Annotated in this window: 20 protein-coding genes and 1 other annotated feature (1 of these 21 only partly in view); all 20 genes read right to left on the reverse strand. The window is 57.6% G+C overall.

The features are described from left to right. Positions 1–111, reverse strand: a binding site (T-box leader) (it extends 144 nt beyond the left edge of the window). A gap of 71 nt (positions 112–182) precedes the next feature. Then, positions 183–1,853: a DNA repair protein RecN gene (gene recN, locus MTP36_RS08575; protein WP_249247741.1), complete on the reverse strand. Its 1,671-nt coding sequence runs from the start codon at positions 1,851–1,853 to the stop codon at positions 183–185. Between the two features lie 18 nt (positions 1,854–1,871). Then, complete coding sequence (locus MTP36_RS08580) at positions 1,872–2,360, reverse strand: arginine repressor (protein ID WP_005925916.1); 489 nt, start codon at positions 2,358–2,360, stop codon at positions 1,872–1,874. Positions 2,361–2,380: 20 nt separating this feature from the next. Next, the gene (locus MTP36_RS08585) at positions 2,381–3,229 is read right to left on the reverse strand and encodes an NAD(+)/NADH kinase (protein ID WP_249247746.1); all 849 of its coding nucleotides are present in this window, start codon (positions 3,227–3,229) and stop codon (positions 2,381–2,383) included. Between the two features lie 30 nt (positions 3,230–3,259). Continuing rightward, on the reverse strand, positions 3,260–4,063 hold the full coding sequence (locus MTP36_RS08590) for a TlyA family RNA methyltransferase (RefSeq protein WP_249247751.1): 804 nt from the start codon (positions 4,061–4,063) through the stop codon (positions 3,260–3,262). Next, on the reverse strand, positions 4,060–5,943 hold the full coding sequence (gene dxs / locus MTP36_RS08595; protein WP_249247763.1) for a 1-deoxy-D-xylulose-5-phosphate synthase: 1,884 nt from the start codon (positions 5,941–5,943) through the stop codon (positions 4,060–4,062). The genes MTP36_RS08590 and dxs overlap by 4 nt, the downstream gene beginning before the upstream one ends. 48 nt (positions 5,944–5,991) lie before the next feature. Next, positions 5,992–6,459 carry a divergent PAP2 family protein gene (locus MTP36_RS08600; RefSeq protein ID WP_055184411.1) on the reverse strand — a complete coding sequence of 156 codons (468 nt, stop codon included), beginning with the start codon at positions 6,457–6,459 and terminating at the stop codon, positions 5,992–5,994. A gap of 18 nt (positions 6,460–6,477) precedes the next feature. Continuing rightward, on the reverse strand, positions 6,478–7,359 hold the full coding sequence (locus MTP36_RS08605) for a polyprenyl synthetase family protein (RefSeq protein ID WP_097780232.1): 882 nt from the start codon (positions 7,357–7,359) through the stop codon (positions 6,478–6,480). Then, complete coding sequence (xseB, locus tag MTP36_RS08610) at positions 7,359–7,589, reverse strand: exodeoxyribonuclease VII small subunit (RefSeq protein ID WP_242958670.1); 231 nt, start codon at positions 7,587–7,589, stop codon at positions 7,359–7,361. Before xseB ends, MTP36_RS08605 begins: the two co-directional genes overlap by 1 nt. Then, entirely contained in the window at positions 7,567–8,790 is a 1,224-nt protein-coding gene (gene xseA / locus MTP36_RS08615) for an exodeoxyribonuclease VII large subunit (RefSeq protein ID WP_249247798.1), read from the reverse strand. Before xseA ends, xseB begins: the two co-directional genes overlap by 23 nt. After that, positions 8,778–9,620, reverse strand: a complete 843-nt coding sequence (locus MTP36_RS08620) for a glycoprotease (protein WP_249247808.1) — start codon at positions 9,618–9,620, stop codon at positions 8,778–8,780. The genes xseA and MTP36_RS08620 overlap by 13 nt, the downstream gene beginning before the upstream one ends. A gap of 95 nt (positions 9,621–9,715) precedes the next feature. Further along, positions 9,716–10,162, reverse strand: coding sequence for a transcription antitermination factor NusB (gene nusB / locus MTP36_RS08625; RefSeq protein WP_055184420.1), 447 nt, complete (start codon positions 10,160–10,162; stop codon positions 9,716–9,718). Between the two features lie 84 nt (positions 10,163–10,246). After that, positions 10,247–10,621 (reverse strand): Asp23/Gls24 family envelope stress response protein, encoded by a 375-nt coding sequence (locus MTP36_RS08630; protein ID WP_055184422.1) that lies wholly within the window; start codon positions 10,619–10,621, stop codon positions 10,247–10,249. Between the two features lie 274 nt (positions 10,622–10,895). Further along, positions 10,896–11,519: a SpoIIIAH-like family protein gene (locus MTP36_RS08635; protein WP_249247811.1), complete on the reverse strand. Its 624-nt coding sequence runs from the start codon at positions 11,517–11,519 to the stop codon at positions 10,896–10,898. Positions 11,520–11,579: 60 nt separating this feature from the next. Further along, positions 11,580–12,092 (reverse strand): stage III sporulation protein AG, encoded by a 513-nt coding sequence (locus tag MTP36_RS08640; protein WP_249247813.1) that lies wholly within the window; start codon positions 12,090–12,092, stop codon positions 11,580–11,582. Next, the gene (locus MTP36_RS08645) at positions 12,089–12,571 is read right to left on the reverse strand and encodes a hypothetical protein (protein WP_249247815.1); all 483 of its coding nucleotides are present in this window, start codon (positions 12,569–12,571) and stop codon (positions 12,089–12,091) included. Before MTP36_RS08645 ends, MTP36_RS08640 begins: the two co-directional genes overlap by 4 nt. Then, complete coding sequence (locus tag MTP36_RS08650; protein WP_249247817.1) at positions 12,572–13,630, reverse strand: stage III sporulation protein AE; 1,059 nt, start codon at positions 13,628–13,630, stop codon at positions 12,572–12,574. Continuing rightward, positions 13,627–14,010, reverse strand: coding sequence for a SpoIIIAC/SpoIIIAD family protein (locus MTP36_RS08655; RefSeq protein WP_249247826.1), 384 nt, complete (start codon positions 14,008–14,010; stop codon positions 13,627–13,629). Before MTP36_RS08655 ends, MTP36_RS08650 begins: the two co-directional genes overlap by 4 nt. After that, positions 14,007–14,201, reverse strand: a complete 195-nt coding sequence (spoIIIAC, locus tag MTP36_RS08660; RefSeq protein WP_055184433.1) for a stage III sporulation protein AC — start codon at positions 14,199–14,201, stop codon at positions 14,007–14,009. The genes MTP36_RS08655 and spoIIIAC overlap by 4 nt, the downstream gene beginning before the upstream one ends. Positions 14,202–14,228: 27 nt before the next feature. Further along, positions 14,229–14,693, reverse strand: a complete 465-nt coding sequence (locus MTP36_RS08665; RefSeq protein ID WP_249247828.1) for a hypothetical protein — start codon at positions 14,691–14,693, stop codon at positions 14,229–14,231. Further along, on the reverse strand, positions 14,690–15,598 hold the full coding sequence (locus MTP36_RS08670) for an ATPase, T2SS/T4P/T4SS family (RefSeq protein ID WP_330220855.1): 909 nt from the start codon (positions 15,596–15,598) through the stop codon (positions 14,690–14,692). The genes MTP36_RS08665 and MTP36_RS08670 overlap by 4 nt, the downstream gene beginning before the upstream one ends. Positions 15,599–15,715: the final 117 nt, after the last annotated feature.

Here is a 15,715-nt window from a genome sequence, read left to right on the forward strand (position 1 = left end):
CAGCCTGCAGCTCCGGGAGGTATTTCCCCTGCTGTTCTGTGATCCCTTGCACCAACCGGGACTTCTCTGGACAGAACGCTTCAGGGTACTTGTTCCCTTCATCGCCATTAACAATGTCTACTCTATCACAAGACCGTCGCCTTGTCAAGAGTTGCCTTTTTGCAAAAGCGCATTCTGCTAAATCAGCCGCCGTGCTTGTGCTCCTGCAGCATCTCCCGTGCATTGGCACGGGAAAGCTCAGTAACGTGATCACCGGAAATCAGGCGTGCCAACGCCTCTACGCGGCCATTTTCGTCCAGCGGGTGGATCTCGGTATAGGTACGCTCGTTGGACACGTTTTTCTGGATGAGCAGATGACAATCGGCCAGTGCTGCAATCTGCGCCGTGTGGGTGATGCACAGGATCTGATGTCCCTGTGCGCTCTGACGCAGTACCTCGCCAATGCGTCCGGCTGCCTTGCCGGACACACCGCTGTCGATCTCATCATAGATCACGGTAGGTACAGCGTCCTTATCGGCCATTGCATTCTTGATGGCAAGAGTGATACGGCTCAGCTCGCCGCCGGATGCGATTTTTGCCAGCGGCTTGGGCGCTTCACCGGGGTTTGTTGAGATGTAGAACTCGATGCTGTCCTGCCCATGGCTGGCCAGCGGGCCGCGGGTGTGCCGCAAAGTCATACGCACACCCGGCATATTCAAAAAGTCCAGCGTGCCGGAAATGCGGGTGTTCAGTTCCTCAAAGGCTTTCAGCCGGGTCTGGGTCAGCGCCTCTGCCTTTTCCCGCGCTTTTGCGTAAAGACGCAGCTTTTCGGCCTGCAATGCATCGTGGCGCTGTTGGGAATTCTGGATGTTATCCAGTTCCTCCCGGGCCTTCTGCCCAAAAGAAATCACGTCCTCCACCGTGCTGCCGTACTTGCGCTTCAGCCGATACAAGAGATCCAGCCGTTGCTCTACCTCGTCCAGTTCTGCATCATTGGTGTCGTAGGCATCCAGCCGCCCGATCAGATCTGCGGCCACATCCTTGGCGTTATAGTATAAGTCCAGCAGCTGCCCGGCGGCGGCTGTAAGCGCGGGGTCCAGCTGCGCAGCGGCATCCACTGCGTTGGAGGCTTCCCCTAGCAGATCCACTGCGCCTGCGGCATCATCACTGCCGGAAAGCAGCGCATAGCTTTGTGCCAGACGATCCCGGATGGCAGAGGCATTGGACAGCACCTTCCGGCGGTTTTCCAGCGTCTGCTCCTCACCGGCAGTCAGTCCGGCATCCTCGATCTCCTGCACCTGATATTGCAACAGGTCGATCTTGCGCTGTTTTTCAGCCTCATCCGTAATCAGGGCATCCAGTTCCCGCTTGACCCGCACCAGCTCACGGTACAGGGTATAGTACTCCTGAAAAACAGTGCGGTTCTGCGCATAATCATCCAGAATGCCCAGATGATGCGCCGGATTGAGCAGACCCACAGAATCGTGCTGGCCGTTGATGTTGATCAGACCGCCGCACAGCTCCCGCAGAACGGCTGCCGTGGCCGGCATCCCGTTGATGCGGCAGCTGCTTTTACCCTCGGCGGTGATCTCGCGGCTGAGCAACAGTGCTTCCGAGCGCTCGTAGCCGGACTGTTCAAGCTTATCCAGCACAGCAGGCGGCACCTGCTCAAAGGCGGCGCGGATCACCGCCTTTGCAGCCCCGGTGCGCACCAAGTCCTTAGAGGTGCGGTTGCCAAGGATCGCATTGATGGAATCGATCAGGATGGATTTGCCCGCACCGGTCTCGCCGGTCAGCACATTCAGCCCCGGTTCAAAGTGCACCTCCGCCTTCTGAATCACGGCAACATTTTCAATTTGCAGGCTGCTCAGCATGGCTTCGTTCTCCTACTGTCATCTCTGCCCCACATAGCGGGTCAGCTCCGAACAAATGGTCTTTGCATCGCGCTCCGAGCGCGCAACAATTAAGAAGGTGTCGTCACCGGAAAGAGTACCGACAACGTTTTTCCACTGCAAGGCGTCAAAAACCTCACAGGCAGCATTTGCCATGCCGGAATAGCATTTTACCAGCACAACATGCCCGGCGTAATCCACCCCCAAAACGGACTCATGAAAGATGGTCTCAAAGCGCCCTTGGGTCTTGGGGTTGAAGCTTTCGTTCCGGCTGGAAACATAGCGGTAACCCTCGGTGGTGGCTGCCTTTACAAGGCACAACTCTCGGATATCGCGGGAAACGGTGGCCTGCGTTACCTCAAAGCCTTCGTTCCGCAGGTGTTCCAGCAGCACCTCCTGTCGGCTGATGGGATGCTCCTGCACAAGACGCAGAATCGTCTGTAAGCGTTCCGCTTTTGTTTTTGTATCTTCTTTGCGGCTGCGTGCCATCTTAAAAATCGCCTCCCGTGTTATTGTCTTTTGCGCAGTTTCTGGTCAATGGCCTGAAACTGGTCTGCCCGCCCAAAGGTGATAAGCTTGACGTTTTGATCGGACAGACGGATCTCTGCGGTGGCACCCGCCTTGAGGGGGTAGCCCGTACCGCCGTCACAGCTGATAAATACTTCATCATCTGCCACCTGTCCCACGCAGACGTTCAGCTTGCGCTCCTGCGCAAACACCATGGCCGGGCTGGCCAGACTGTGAGGGCAGATGGGAGTCACCACGATGCCCTTGGTCTGCGAGTCCAGAATCGGGCCTCCGGCTGCCAGCGAGTAGGCCGTAGAGCCGGTGGGGGTCGCCACAATAACGCCATCGCCTCGGTAGTGCTCTACCAGAATATCATCGCAGTAAATGCTGAAGTCGATGGCCTGCTGCAAGCGCCCTTTGGTCACCACCACATCGTTGAGGGCGTGACCCTCCCAGCCGTCCTGACCAAGCACCCGGGCATATAAAAGCATCCGGTTATCCAGCTGGAACTCACCCCGCGCCACGGCGGACAGCTTTGTTTCCATTTCGCCGATCTCGCAAGTAGCCAAAAAGCCGCAGCGTCCCAGATTGATGCCGAGGATGGGCTTTGCGTACCGGAGCGAAAGATTCGCTTCGTGCAGGATGGTACCGTCCCCACCGATGGTCAGGATTACGTCAGCACGCTCCAGACACTGCTCCAGCGGCAGATAAACGACCCCTGCCGTGTTGTTTTCTTGCAAAGCATCGTTCATCAGCACGGCTACGCCGTGGGTCAGCAGGATCTGCGCCGCACGCAGCGCAATCTCGCTGGCGGAGGTCTTGCCCGGGTTGGGCGAAATGTAGATCGTCATGCCGGCTTCTCCTTTGCTGACGGCTGGGTCTTAACGATCCAGCGTGGTGTGGCTTGCTGCCACCACCTGTGCGGCGGCTTCATCGTCCAACACTGCGGGCTGGTCACTCTTCTGCACAAACATCAGGTACTCGATATTGCCCTCCGGCCCCTTGACCGGGCTGTAATCCAGCCCGCGCACTACAAAGCCGTTTTCCGCAGCATAAGACATGGCATTGTGCAGCACCTCACGGTGCACGGCGGGGTCGCGCACCACACCGTTTTTGCCCACCTTTTCGCGGCCTGCCTCAAACTGCGGCTTCACCAGACAGACGCCCATGGCGTCCGGGGTTGTGATGCGCTGTGCCACCGGGAAGATGTGATGCAGAGAAATAAAGGAAACATCCACACTGAAAAACTCAATAGGCTCTGCCAGATCTTCCGGCGTGACATAGCGGATGTTCGTGCGTTCCATGTTCACCACACGATCATCCGTCCGCAGGCTCCATGCCAGCTGACCATAGCCAACATCTACGGCATACACTTTCACTGCACCATTTTGTAGCATGCAGTCGGTAAAGCCGCCGGTGGACGCACCAATGTCCATGCAGACCTTGCCGTTAGGGGTAAGCGGGAAACACTTCATGGCCTTTTCCAGCTTCAGACCGCCGCGGCTGACATAGCCGATATCGTGGCCGCGCACCTCGACCACAGCATCCTCCTTAATCATTTCGCCGGCCTTGTCCACCTTTTGCTGATTGACAAAAACCACGCCGGCCATGATCAGAGCTTTGGCACGCTCCCGGCTCTGCACAAGGCCGTTCTGCACAAGATATTGATCCAACCGAATTTTCACAGCTCGTTTTCTCCTTTCATAAGGGCAGCCCGGACTGCCTGCACAAGATCTGCAGCATCCAGACCGGTGCACTGCTTGATCTGCGGAACAGTCGCGTGCGGCAGACAGGCCGTGTGAACAGCGCAGTGCAAAAAGCGGCCGTTCCAGCCCTTTTGCTGTAGAGCATATGCCAGATGCTCGCCAATGCCACCGGCTGCAACACATTCCTCTGCGAACAGTACAATTTTATATTTCAACACAGCATCGATAAGTTTATCTGTAAAGGGATACAGCTTTACAAGCTTCAGAACATCCGCATACTGCGATGCATCGTTCAATTGATCGGCAGCTTCCAGCAGTTCCTCTAGCTCATCCGCATAGCTGACCAGAAGGATCTTTGCTCCGGGCGTCTGTTTCAGGAAATCGTAGTCCTGCTTTGTGCAGGGATACTGCGCCAGCTTTGCACTCTCGCCGCCGCGGGGATAACGGATAGCCCGCGGGCCAGAGACTGTATCCTGCAATAAATAGTGCAGCCAGTATTGCAGCTCCTCGTAGTTGGAGGGCGCATAGACCGGGATACCCATCTGGCTGAGGAAAGCAGCATCATAGATGCCCTGATGGGTCTCGCCATCTGCGGGAACAAAGCCTGCACGGTCGATGGCAAAGACCACGTTTTCCTTTAAAAGGTTGACATCATGGATGATCTGGTCGTAGGAGCGCTGTAGGAAGGTAGAGTAGATGCACACCACCGGTAGCATTCCCTGACTGGCAAGACCTGCTGCAAAGGTGACGGCATGCTGCTCTGCCATGCCCACATCAAAAAAGCGCTGCGGGTGACGATGGGCAAAGAATTGCAATCCGGTGCCGTACTTCATGGCAGCGGTGATCGCGCAGAGCTTCGGGTTTTGGATTCCCTCCTGCACCAGCATCTTGCCGAAAACGGTGGAGAAGGACTCCTTCGGCGCAACCTCCGGGTCCGGCATTCCATCCGGGTCAAAGGCGGATACACCGTGATAGTTGCCCGGGTTCATCTCTGCCGGCTGATAGCCCTTACCTTTTTTAGTCACAACATGCAAAAAGTGCGGGCCCGGCCGCTGATAGATCGAGCGCAGAGTGCGCTCCAGTTCCTCCACATTATGACCGTCCACCGGGCCGATGTACTCAAAGCCCATATCCTCGAACATGGTGGAGTGGTACATGGCGCGGCGCACCAGCGTTTTTGCGCCCATCAGCGACTTTTTCATCGGCGTACCGATCAATGGCACGCCGTCCAGAAAGCTGCGCACATTATCCTTGGCATCGTAATAGGCCGTAGTCGTGCGCAGATGGGTCAGATACCGCGCCAGCGCACCAACATTTTTAGAGATGGACATCTTGTTATCGTTCAGGATCACAAGCAGATTATCCAACCCGCCGATGTTGTTCATGCCCTCGTATACCATACCGCCAGTAAAAGCACCATCGCCGATCACTGCCACCACAAGCCCGGATTCTCGCTTGATTTTTTTTGCCCAAGCCATGCCAATGGCCAGCGAAAGCGCCGTATTGCCATGTCCGGCAATAAAGGCATCGTGCACACTTTCATGGGGGTTCGGGAAACCGGAAATACCATCCAGCTGCCGCAAATGGTCAAACTGCTTCCGGCGTCCGGTGAGCAGCTTGTGGGTGTAGCACTGATGCCCCACGTCGAATACGATCTTATCCTTAGGCGTTTCCAATACACGGTGCAGCGCCACTGTAAGCTCTACAGTGCCAAGATTAGAGGCCAGATGCCCGCCCGTTTTGGAGATGTTTTCCAGCATAAAATGCCGTATCTCCGCGCAAAGCTTCTCCACCTGCTGTGCATTCAGTTTTTTAAGATCGCTGGGCTGATCGATCTTGTCCAGCAACAACGATTCCATATTCACACGTCCTTTATGCGTTTGTACTTTGGGCGTTTCTGTCGCTTTTTACACGACCGGGAACAAAAAGCCCACCAGAGAGCCGAGCAGCACGCCTGCTACGACCTGCAGCGGCGTGTGACCGACCATTTCCTTCAGGTGCATATTCTGTAAAAAGGGAGCGTTTTTCTCACTTACATCGATCCACTGGGCGATCATCTGGTTCAGCACCTTTGCCTGCTCGCCGGTCTCGTGCCGGACACCCATAGCATCATGCATGGTGATGATCGCTACAACGCAGGCAACCGCGAAAATGGGCGAAGAGATCCCGGCACTGCGCCCGGTAACAATGGCCATGGCGCAGACGGTCGCGCTGTGTGCGCTGGGCATACCGCCATCGCCCCACATCCGCTCTAGCTGGAACTTGCCCAGCAGAACAAAGTTGATGATGGTCTTTAACACCTGCGCAATGAACCAGCTGAGGAGCGATGCCGTCAAGATCTGATTGGCTGATAAGATGTTTTGAATAAACTGCATATCCGTATTCCCTTTTCTTTAGTTTTTGCGCACCAGCAGTTGCTGTGCCAACTGCTGCAAAAAAGCCGCTTTTACGCCAAAATGCTGTTGCAGATCTTCGCAGATCTGCTCGTTCAGCTTTTGTGCCAATGCCATTGCACCGTCTGCCCCGTACAGGGTGACGAAAGTTGTCTTGCCGTTTTCACTGTCGCTGCCAATGGGCTTGCCCAGCTGCTCCGGGGTGCTGGTAACATCCAGCACATCGTCCACGATCTGGAACACCAGCCCCAACCCGTATGCGTAGGAGGCCAGGATCTCGCACTGCTGCGGTGTTGCACCGGCTGCGGCAGCGCCCATCTGGACGGCGGCGTTGATCAGTGCACCGGTCTTGTTGCGGTGGATGAGACGCAACTGCTCCTCCGTAGCAGCCAATGCTTCATATTTCAGATCCAGTTCCTGTCCGTAGACCATGCCGCGGCTGCCCGCACCTGCGCCCAGTGCACGGGCGGCTGCCACGCAGACTTGCGGCGCAGCGGGTGCGTTGGCGATCACCTCAAAGGCCTCGGTCAACAACACATCACCGGCCAGCATCGCTGTGGACTCGCTGAAAGCCTTGTGGCAGGAGGGTCGGCCCCGGCGCAGATCATCATTGTCCATGCAGGGCAGATCATCGTGGATCAGCGAGTAGCAATGCAGCATCTCCACAGCTGCCGCAAACTGTGCAGCAGTCTGCATCTCGCCGCCCAGCATATCACAGACGCTGAGTGTCAGAATTGCGCGGATGCGCTTTCCGCCGCCCAGCAGGCTGTAACGGGCGGCTCTGCACACCTCCGATTCCTCGGGCAGAAAACGGGCGCTGGCAGCATCCAGCGCAGCCGTGGCTTGCAGCAGATATTCCTGATATTGCGCCTTGTATTCCATTATTCTTCCTCCTGCTCCTGCGGGGCTTCTACGGTCTCAGCAATCTTTGCACTGATCTCCTCGATCTGCAACGAGGTTTTTTCCAGTGTTGTATGGCAGTACTGCATCAGAGAGGCCGCTTCCGCATACAACTTGACGGAATCTGCCAGCGAGGTGTCCTCCTGCTGCATCTGTGCAAGGATCGCGTTCAGCCGATCCATTCCTTCTTCAAAGCTTTTGGGTGCTCTCATTGATCTCCTCCACCGTTTCCACACGGCATCGTGCCTGATATTGCCGACTGCGCACGCAGATAGTCTGCTCCGGTTGCAGCTGTTCCACGGTACAAACCTTTCCTTTTGTATCGGTTACAAGGGCATAGCCACGGGCCAGCACGCGGTATGGATCCAGCGATGCCGCCAGTGCAGCTGCGTGTTGCAACTGCATATTTTTGTCATTCATACGCGCTTTTTGTTGCATCTGAATGGCCTGTCGCATCTGTTGCAGACGACCTGAATACTGCTGTAAGATTTTGCTCGGCGCGCTTTGCTCCAACAAAAAGTTGTATTGTTCCAGACCATTATAACACAACGCAAGTCGTTTTTGTATATTTTTGTGAATATTTTCTTCAATATTTTCAAAAATGCGCTGCTGCTCCTCCCGATCCGGCACCGCAAGCTCTGCGGCGGCGGACGGCGTGGGCGCACGCTGGTCGGCTACGAAGTCCAGAAGGGTGTAGTCGATCTCGTGACCAATGGCGCTGATCAGCGGCGTTTTGCAGCGAAATGCTGCCCTGGCGATCTCCTCGGCGTTGAACACCCACAGATCCTCCCTGCTGCCGCCGCCCCGGGCCACGATGATCTCGTCCACCCGCCCGCTCTGGTCCAGCGTGCGGATGGCGGCGGCGATCTGCCGGGCGGCTTCAAAGCCCTGCACTGTTACCGGGCATAGCAACAACCGGACAGACGGCCAGCGGCGGCTGATCACGTTGCGGATATCCTGCAATGCCGCCCCGGTTTTGCTGGTGACGACACCAATACATTTTGGGTACACAGGCAGCGGCTTTTTATGTGCAGGGTCGAACAGACCTTCCTTTTCTAGCCGGGCTTTCAGCTGTTCCAGAGCAAGCTGTGCTGCGCCTAGACCGTCCGGGAACATCTCGTTCACATAGACCTGAAACGCGCCGTCCCGCTCGTAGAGGGTAGCGCGGCAGCGTACCACGACCCGCATCCCCTCCTCCGGGCGAAATGCCAGACGGCGGGCATCGGTGCGGAACATCACTGCTTTTACGCTGCAAGCTTCGTCCCGCAGAGAAAAGTAGCAGTGCCCGCTGCGGGCGTTCTGCACAAAGTTTGCGATCTCGCCCCGCAGGGCAAGATCAAACAGGCCGTCGTTCACATCCAGCAGCGTTTTGACATAATGGTTCAGCTCGGATACCGAGATCACATCAGCCATAGTCCGGCCTCCCGCGCAGCAAGAATGGACACGCCGATGGCGTTATCACTGGAATACTGCCCCGGCACAAAATAGACTTGCGGCAGCCGCTGCTGCACCCATGTGCGGATGATATCACTGCTCATCACGCCGCCGGCGCAGACCACCGGCAGACCGGGGTATTCCTTCTGCGCGGCCTTTGTCATGCGGACAACGGTATCTGCCACACAAAGCAGACAGTACTTGCAGACGTATTCCGGCGCTTTACCGGCAGCAAGCAGGGCGTTGCACTGGTTTTCCAGTCCGGAAAGGCTGCATTGCAGCCCCTTTACGCTGGACTTGGGGCGGATCTCCTCGGTGCACTGCGCAGCAAGGCGGGAGACCTCGGCCCCTGCGGGAAAACCGAAGCCCAGCCGCACGCCTACGCGGTCCACCGCCTGACCGGCGTACAAATCGGTACTGGTGCCAAGGGTGGTGATGGTACGCACCTGATCACACAGCAAAAGGTCCGTTGTCCCGCCGGAAATATGGAACAGCAGTACCTTCTGGGAAAACAGTGTCTCGCCCTTTGCGGCATACAGTGCCGCAGCAGCGTGACCTTGCTGATGAGTGGTATGGATCAGCGGAATGCCCCGCGCTGCTGCAAAGGCAGTTGCCGCACTGACACCGGCCAGAAAGCAGGGCATGTAGCTGCCCTCTACCGGACGCGGCTTTTGCGAAACACCCACGGCATCTATTTTTGTCAGGTCGAATTCCTGCGCCAGCTCCTGTAGCATCTCCGGCAGAGCTGCCGTATGATGGAACAGCGCATCGCTCTGCCGCAGGCCAAGCTGTCCGGCTTTTACCGGCAAAAAGCGCTTTTTTGCACAAACAACCTCCCCGGCTGTATCAAAAACTGCCAGAGAGGTTGCATAGTTGCTTGTATCGACCCCGAGCGTATAACGGCTCACTGTTCAGCCGACTCCGCGACGGCTTCATCACTCAGGCCATGGTCGCGTGCCACAGCACCCAGCAGGCCATTCACAAACTGATAGTCCTCGCCCGCGCCGTACTTCTTGGTCAGCTCCACAGCCTCATTGATGGCAACACCGGGCTTGTTTTCGCCGCCGAACAGCATCTCAGCCACGGCCAGGCGCAGCACGGTCAGGCTGACGCGGGGCAGACGCTCCATGGTCCAGTTGCGCAGATGGGCACGGATCTCGTCATCCACCTCTGCGGAATGATCGTAGTAGGCGTTCAGCAGCAGACGGCTGAACGCGTCCACGGGATGCTCCTCATCGTTTTCGGCGTGATTGGACAGTGCCTCGGCCAGAGGAATGTCACCGAAGGTCTGCGAAAATGCCAGCAAAAAGGCGTTTTCACGGGCTTCTCTACGGGGCAGAATATTTTCCATAATGTTCCTTTCGCAATACAAACCCTCCCCGCCGGGCGTGCCGGGAGGAGGATCGTTTTCTGATATGATTTTTTGCTAAATTTGTTACTGCGCCTCGGCAAGGCCTGCAATGACCAGATCCACGCGACTGACCGTCACATTGGTCATGTTCTGTACGGCAGACTTGACGTTTTCCTGTACCTTTTCGGCCACGGAGGGGATCCGTGCGCCGAACTCCATCATCAGGTGCAGGGTGATGCTGGCCGTGCCGTCCCGCATCTCTACCGCCACAGGCGGCTGGATGCTGGCAGATTCCAGCAGGTTTTTCAGCTTTTTGTTCTGCACGCCGCAGGACACCTCGGCAACGCCGTCCACTTCCAGTGCGGCACAGCGGGCGATTTTACCCACGACCTCGGTCGAAATCTGAAGGCTGCCGCCCTGAAGATCCATGTTCTGTAAATCCATTGTGCTGTCCTCCATCCAAAGGCGGTTGCGGCGGTGGTTTCAATACTCTGAAACTGGCCTGCCGTAGCTGCCTTTTTTGTTCAAACGCGCCCCTGCGCTATGCATAAAGGCACGCGGCATTCGTTTTTGATAGAGTTATTATACCATCAATGCGGGGGCAATTTCAATACTTGTTTGGAAAAGAAGATGGAAATCAGCACAGAATGGCATCCCGGCAGTGCATACAGCTTTCTGCCTGCAAGAAAAGCTGCACCTGCGCCGCCGGGGTGTCAGCATAAATAAAGAGCGTTTACTTCACCTCTACCACCGTGATATTCTGGGCGGTCACACTGCTTTTGTTCATCACCACATCCCGAATCTGCGCCACCTGTGCCGCTGTGAGCGGCTCGCCTGCCGTCATCACGGTCAGATCCGCCCGCCCTGCCTGCAAAAAGCACAGGCAGTCCGCAAAGCCCTTGGCACGCACCAGCGTCTCGATCTCGTTTTCTGCGTTCAGATCTTCCAGCCCGGCCGCCATTTGTGCGGTGTACTCCTTTTTCTCCTCGGCTGTCAGGGAGGAGGACTTCAGGCTCTTTTGCAGGGTGTCCATGGCTTCGTCATGTGCCTTTTCCCGCTTGAGACGAGCCTGTTCGAAAAAGCGGGTACCGCTGTCGTTTGCAACGCTGACAAGCTGTGCTTCGCCATAGTTTTTGCTGGCACCGGAGACGGCTTCTGCCTCTGTGGGCAGTGCATCCGTGATAGTGGTCTCCGCATCTGCTTCCACCGGTTCTGCCGAGACCATGAGGGTGTCATCCTCTGTCTGCGGGGCGATGTCTGCCCGGGCATACTGCCAATTTAAGTAGACGGCAATGACCAGTGCCGCCGCCAGCGTCAGAGCGGTGACCCTGCGGGTGTTTCTGGAAAGTGCTCTCATAAAACGGTTCCTCCTTTGGTATTTCGGTAAGCAATTGCGGTACTTGACAAAAGCAGAGGGTCAGCGCTTGCGCTGCTCCACACAGATGCGGTTTGTGGGCAGATCCAGCAGCGAATGCAGCAGCTCCGTGATACGGGCTGCAACGCGGACATCTCCCCCGCCCTCACACAACACGGCGACCCCGCAGACCTGCGGCAGATAGGTTGTCTCAGCCAGCGCAGAGCCATCCTGTAAAAGAACGTGCGTCTCCTGCTGCTGCATATCCCCCGTCTGGGTGTCTACTGCGTAGACAGTCTCCTCCCCGGCGGACAGAGTGACCATGACCGCGGTGTGACCCGCCCCTTGCAGCTGGCTGATCAGTTCTTCCAGCTGCTGCTCCAGCTGGGCCTGGTACTGGCTGACGGTAGCTGTTTGGGCGGTGGATACCGCCGCTTTCTGCGTGTTCCCGCTGGGTAAAAGCTCCGACAGCAAAAGCAGCAGCATTGCCAGCACACCGACCACCACCGCCAGCGAGGTGCGGTTTTTGCCGCTTTGCAGAGCGCGGAAAACGGAAAGCAATTCGCTCTTTTTCATGGTGCACTCTCCTCCGCCGCCGCAGAAGCGGTACCCAGCGTCTGCTGCAAAAAGCTGAGCACCGCCTGTTTTTGTGCAGCGGTACAGCCCGCCGGGAAGGCAGCAACAGCCTTTTTTACCACGACCTGCTGCCCGGCTTTTTCCAGCGTGACCGTCACACGAATATCCAACCCGAATTGCTGTCGGCACTGTGCAGTGCAATACTCTTCCAGTTGAGCCTTGGTCTCAGTCAGGATCTCCGTTTCCAGTGCATCCGGCTGTGCAGTGGATGTGGCCGCCGGGGCTGTATTCCCCGAAAAAGCGGTCATAACCTTGCCCGGCAGGTGCGGCAACTGCGCAAGAAGGACTGCTAAAATATATAGCCCGGCTACGGCTTTTATGCACCGGCCAGCCCAGCTTTGCCCGCCAAAAAGGCTGACCAGTTCCGCCCCGATGCACGCCATGCAGAACACTGCCGCAGCCCGCTGAAACGCCTGCATCTAACCACCCCCTGCCAGCATCAGCAGCACGATGCCCACCACAAACAACATGAAAAACAAAGCTGTAACTGCCGCCATGCAGCGCACGGCTTCGGCAAAGCATTGCAGCAGCTTATGGCAATGCTCCAGCCCGCCGATCCCGGCAAGCCAGCCGCAGCAGGACAGTAAAAACAGATGCACCAGAAGCCCGAGATATAATGGCACAAATTCTGCCCCGATGCTGAGCAATGCGGCAATGCCAAGGGTGCTTTTGAGTAGCTGCATCCCGGCCAGCACTGTGTCTGCCGCGCTGCTCAGCGCCTGTCCCACAATGGGCACGCTGCCGGTCAGCAGCTGTCCCAGACGAGAGGCAGCACGATCCAGCTGCACCGTGACTACGCGCTGCAGGCTCATCAGAGCGGCGAACGCTTTACCCGCCCAACCGATGGCCTGTCGCAGCAACCGCCCGGTCAGGGTACAGCCCTCGGACAGGCTTTTGCGGGAGCTGATGCCACAGGCCATGCTGATGACAAGGTAGCTGCGCAGCAGTGGTTGCAGCCAGAGGGTGACCGCCTGTGCAACAAAGCACAGCACCGTGAGTAGAAAGCCATTTGCGGCAGCTCCGGCGTTCCATTCGCCTCCAGCTGCCAACACGCCGCTGTATACCGGCAAAAAGCCCAGCAGATAGCTTTTCCACCCGGCCATCCGAGTGCACAAGGCGGCAGCAAGCTTGTCCAGTTCCTGCCACAATAAAACGCCGCAACCACCGGCAGCCGCCAGTTCCAGCAGTGCTTTGTCGGCGGTGTCCTGCAAGAGAAATGCAAGCCCGGTCGCCAGCGATAAAAACAGCAGCACACCGGCATATTGATGCAGCACTTCCCGCAGCAATTGCACCGGTTCGGCAGCAAACAAACGCAGCAAGGTGCCCAGCGGGTCTGCCGCAAACTGCTCGGCCTGTACAGGTGCTTTTTCGAGATAGGTCTGCCACGGCGTTGTCTCTGCTGCCGCAGCTTTCAGAGCGGTTTTGCTGCACAGAAAGCCCAGAGTTACCCCACTGATGATACAGCCGCGTTTTTTCATCCCACCAGCCCCCAAATCGTCTGGAATATCTGTTCCAGCAGCGGCCACACCGCCGCCAGCACGAGACACCGTCCCGCCAGCCCGGCGCACCATGCAAGCGTATCCGCTCCGGCTTCCTCGCAGAGGGTGCGGACATAATCTGCCAGCAGCAAAATCCCTGCACTGCGCAAAAGACAGGAAAAAGCCTGTGCATTGGTGCGCTGTCCCAGCTGTACTAATGCTTGCAGTACCCCGCGCAGCGGCTGAGCCAGACGGAGCAGCAGCCACACCGCAGCGCCCAGCGAAAGCAGCAGTGCAAACGCCGGGGAATACCGCTGCAATAGAATGCCCGCAAAGGCTACCAGCAGCAGCGCCGTCAGCACCGGAACCGCCGCGCTCATAGCGCAAACAAAGACCGGATCGTGGCAAACAGGGCACTGATCTGCTTGACCAGAATGGAGAGCACCACAACAAGCCCCGCCAGCGTGGTCATCATGGCCTGATCCTCCCGCCCGGAGCGGATGAGCAGCTGGTTGAGCACCGCCACAATGATGCCGATGGCCGCAATTTTGAACACAAGCTCGATATCCATCCGTTTCTCCTTTGTTCCGTACAGCCTTTACAAAAAGAGCAGCGCCAGCATCATGCCGCCTGCCAGTCCCAGACGGTGCGGCAGACCGGCCTGCCGCTGTGCTGTGCGGCGTGCCTGTTGTAAATAGTCCTCGAACCGCGCCGTATAGTAGCTAAGCCGTTCGCATTCCTGTGCAGCCTCTGCGCGGCCGATACCGCAAAAGCACTCTGTAAAACAGGCGCGCTCTGCCGCAGAGAGTTGTTCCGGCGCAGGCAGCTGCTGCAATGTACCGCCGGGAGTTTGCGTCAACAGGCCCTCGCGGCAAAGCTGCCGGTAGAGACTTTGCAGGTCTGCCCGGCGGTACTGGATCTCCTGCCGGATGCGCTGTAATAGCTCGATAGTGCGCTGTAAAGCGGCAAGATGCAGAGTTGTTCTGGCCTGTACCGCATCCCCTGCCAGCCAACCGCACAACGGGAGCAAAAACAAGCCGAACCCACGCAGAAGGCCGCTCATACGGCGCACACTTCCCGGATGCAGCCCGGCGTCTCCCGCCCGGCAAGGACGACCAGCTGCCGCAGCATCCCGCGCTGCAGCAACGCCTGTACCTGCGGACGGCATCGTGCCTGTGCAGCGTCCGGCGCGTGGAGGCTGGCAATAAAGTCCACCCCGCTGAAAAAGCCCTGTTCCAGTGCCATCGTTTCCTCCAGACTGCCCAGCTCGTCCAGCAGGATCACCTGCGGTGCCAGTGTGCGCAGCGCCATCTGGACGGCGCGGGCTTTATCCACCCCGCCAATGCGCTCCAGCGGCGGCAGCGGCCCTTCCGGCGGGAAAAGCTCGCCCCGCTCGTCTATCACTGCCACCAGACGCTGCCGCTCGGCTAGCGTCCGGGCAATGGTGCGCAGCAGGGTGGTCTTGCCGCTGCCGGGCTCTCCCACCACCAGCAGCCCGGTAAAATGCTGCTCCAGCAGCTTGTCCAGTGCAGGCAGCAGACGGATGGTGCAGCTGCGTGCGATACGCAGGTTGAGCGAAGTGACCTTTTGCAGGGTGATGCCATGCCCTTCCCGCTGCACGAACTGCCCTGCCACGCCCACACGGTTTCCGGCAGCGGTGGTCAGGTAGCCCTCGGATAGTTCCCTTTCATGGGTGTGCACTGAGCCGTTGCAAAGGGTGTGGAAGATCTCCTCTATTTGCAGCGTGTCCAGCCGCATTGCAGACAATGCCGGAGGACAACCCGGCAACGCAGAAGCAGAGCATTGCCGCCCTTGTACGGTAAATGTGACCGCACAACCTGTGCGCAGGCGCAGTTCCTGTACACGTGCTGCCGTTTGTGCGGGCAGCTGTGCCAGCGGCGCCGCAAGCCAAGTAGGAAGGGCTCTGACGGCCCGGTAATACTCGTCCACTTTGTTTTCTCCTTCCACGAAAGCTTTGTGCTAGCATTGTATGCGCTTTGTGCGTTCTTAGAACCGCGAATCAGAAAACAAAAAAGCCCCTGCAACAGCATTGCAGAAGCTTTTGAAATTATCTGTATTTCGACG

The organism is Faecalibacterium sp. I4-1-79 (assembly GCF_023347235.1).
GTDB classification, from domain to species: Bacteria; Bacillota; Clostridia; order Oscillospirales; family Ruminococcaceae; genus Faecalibacterium; species Faecalibacterium tardum.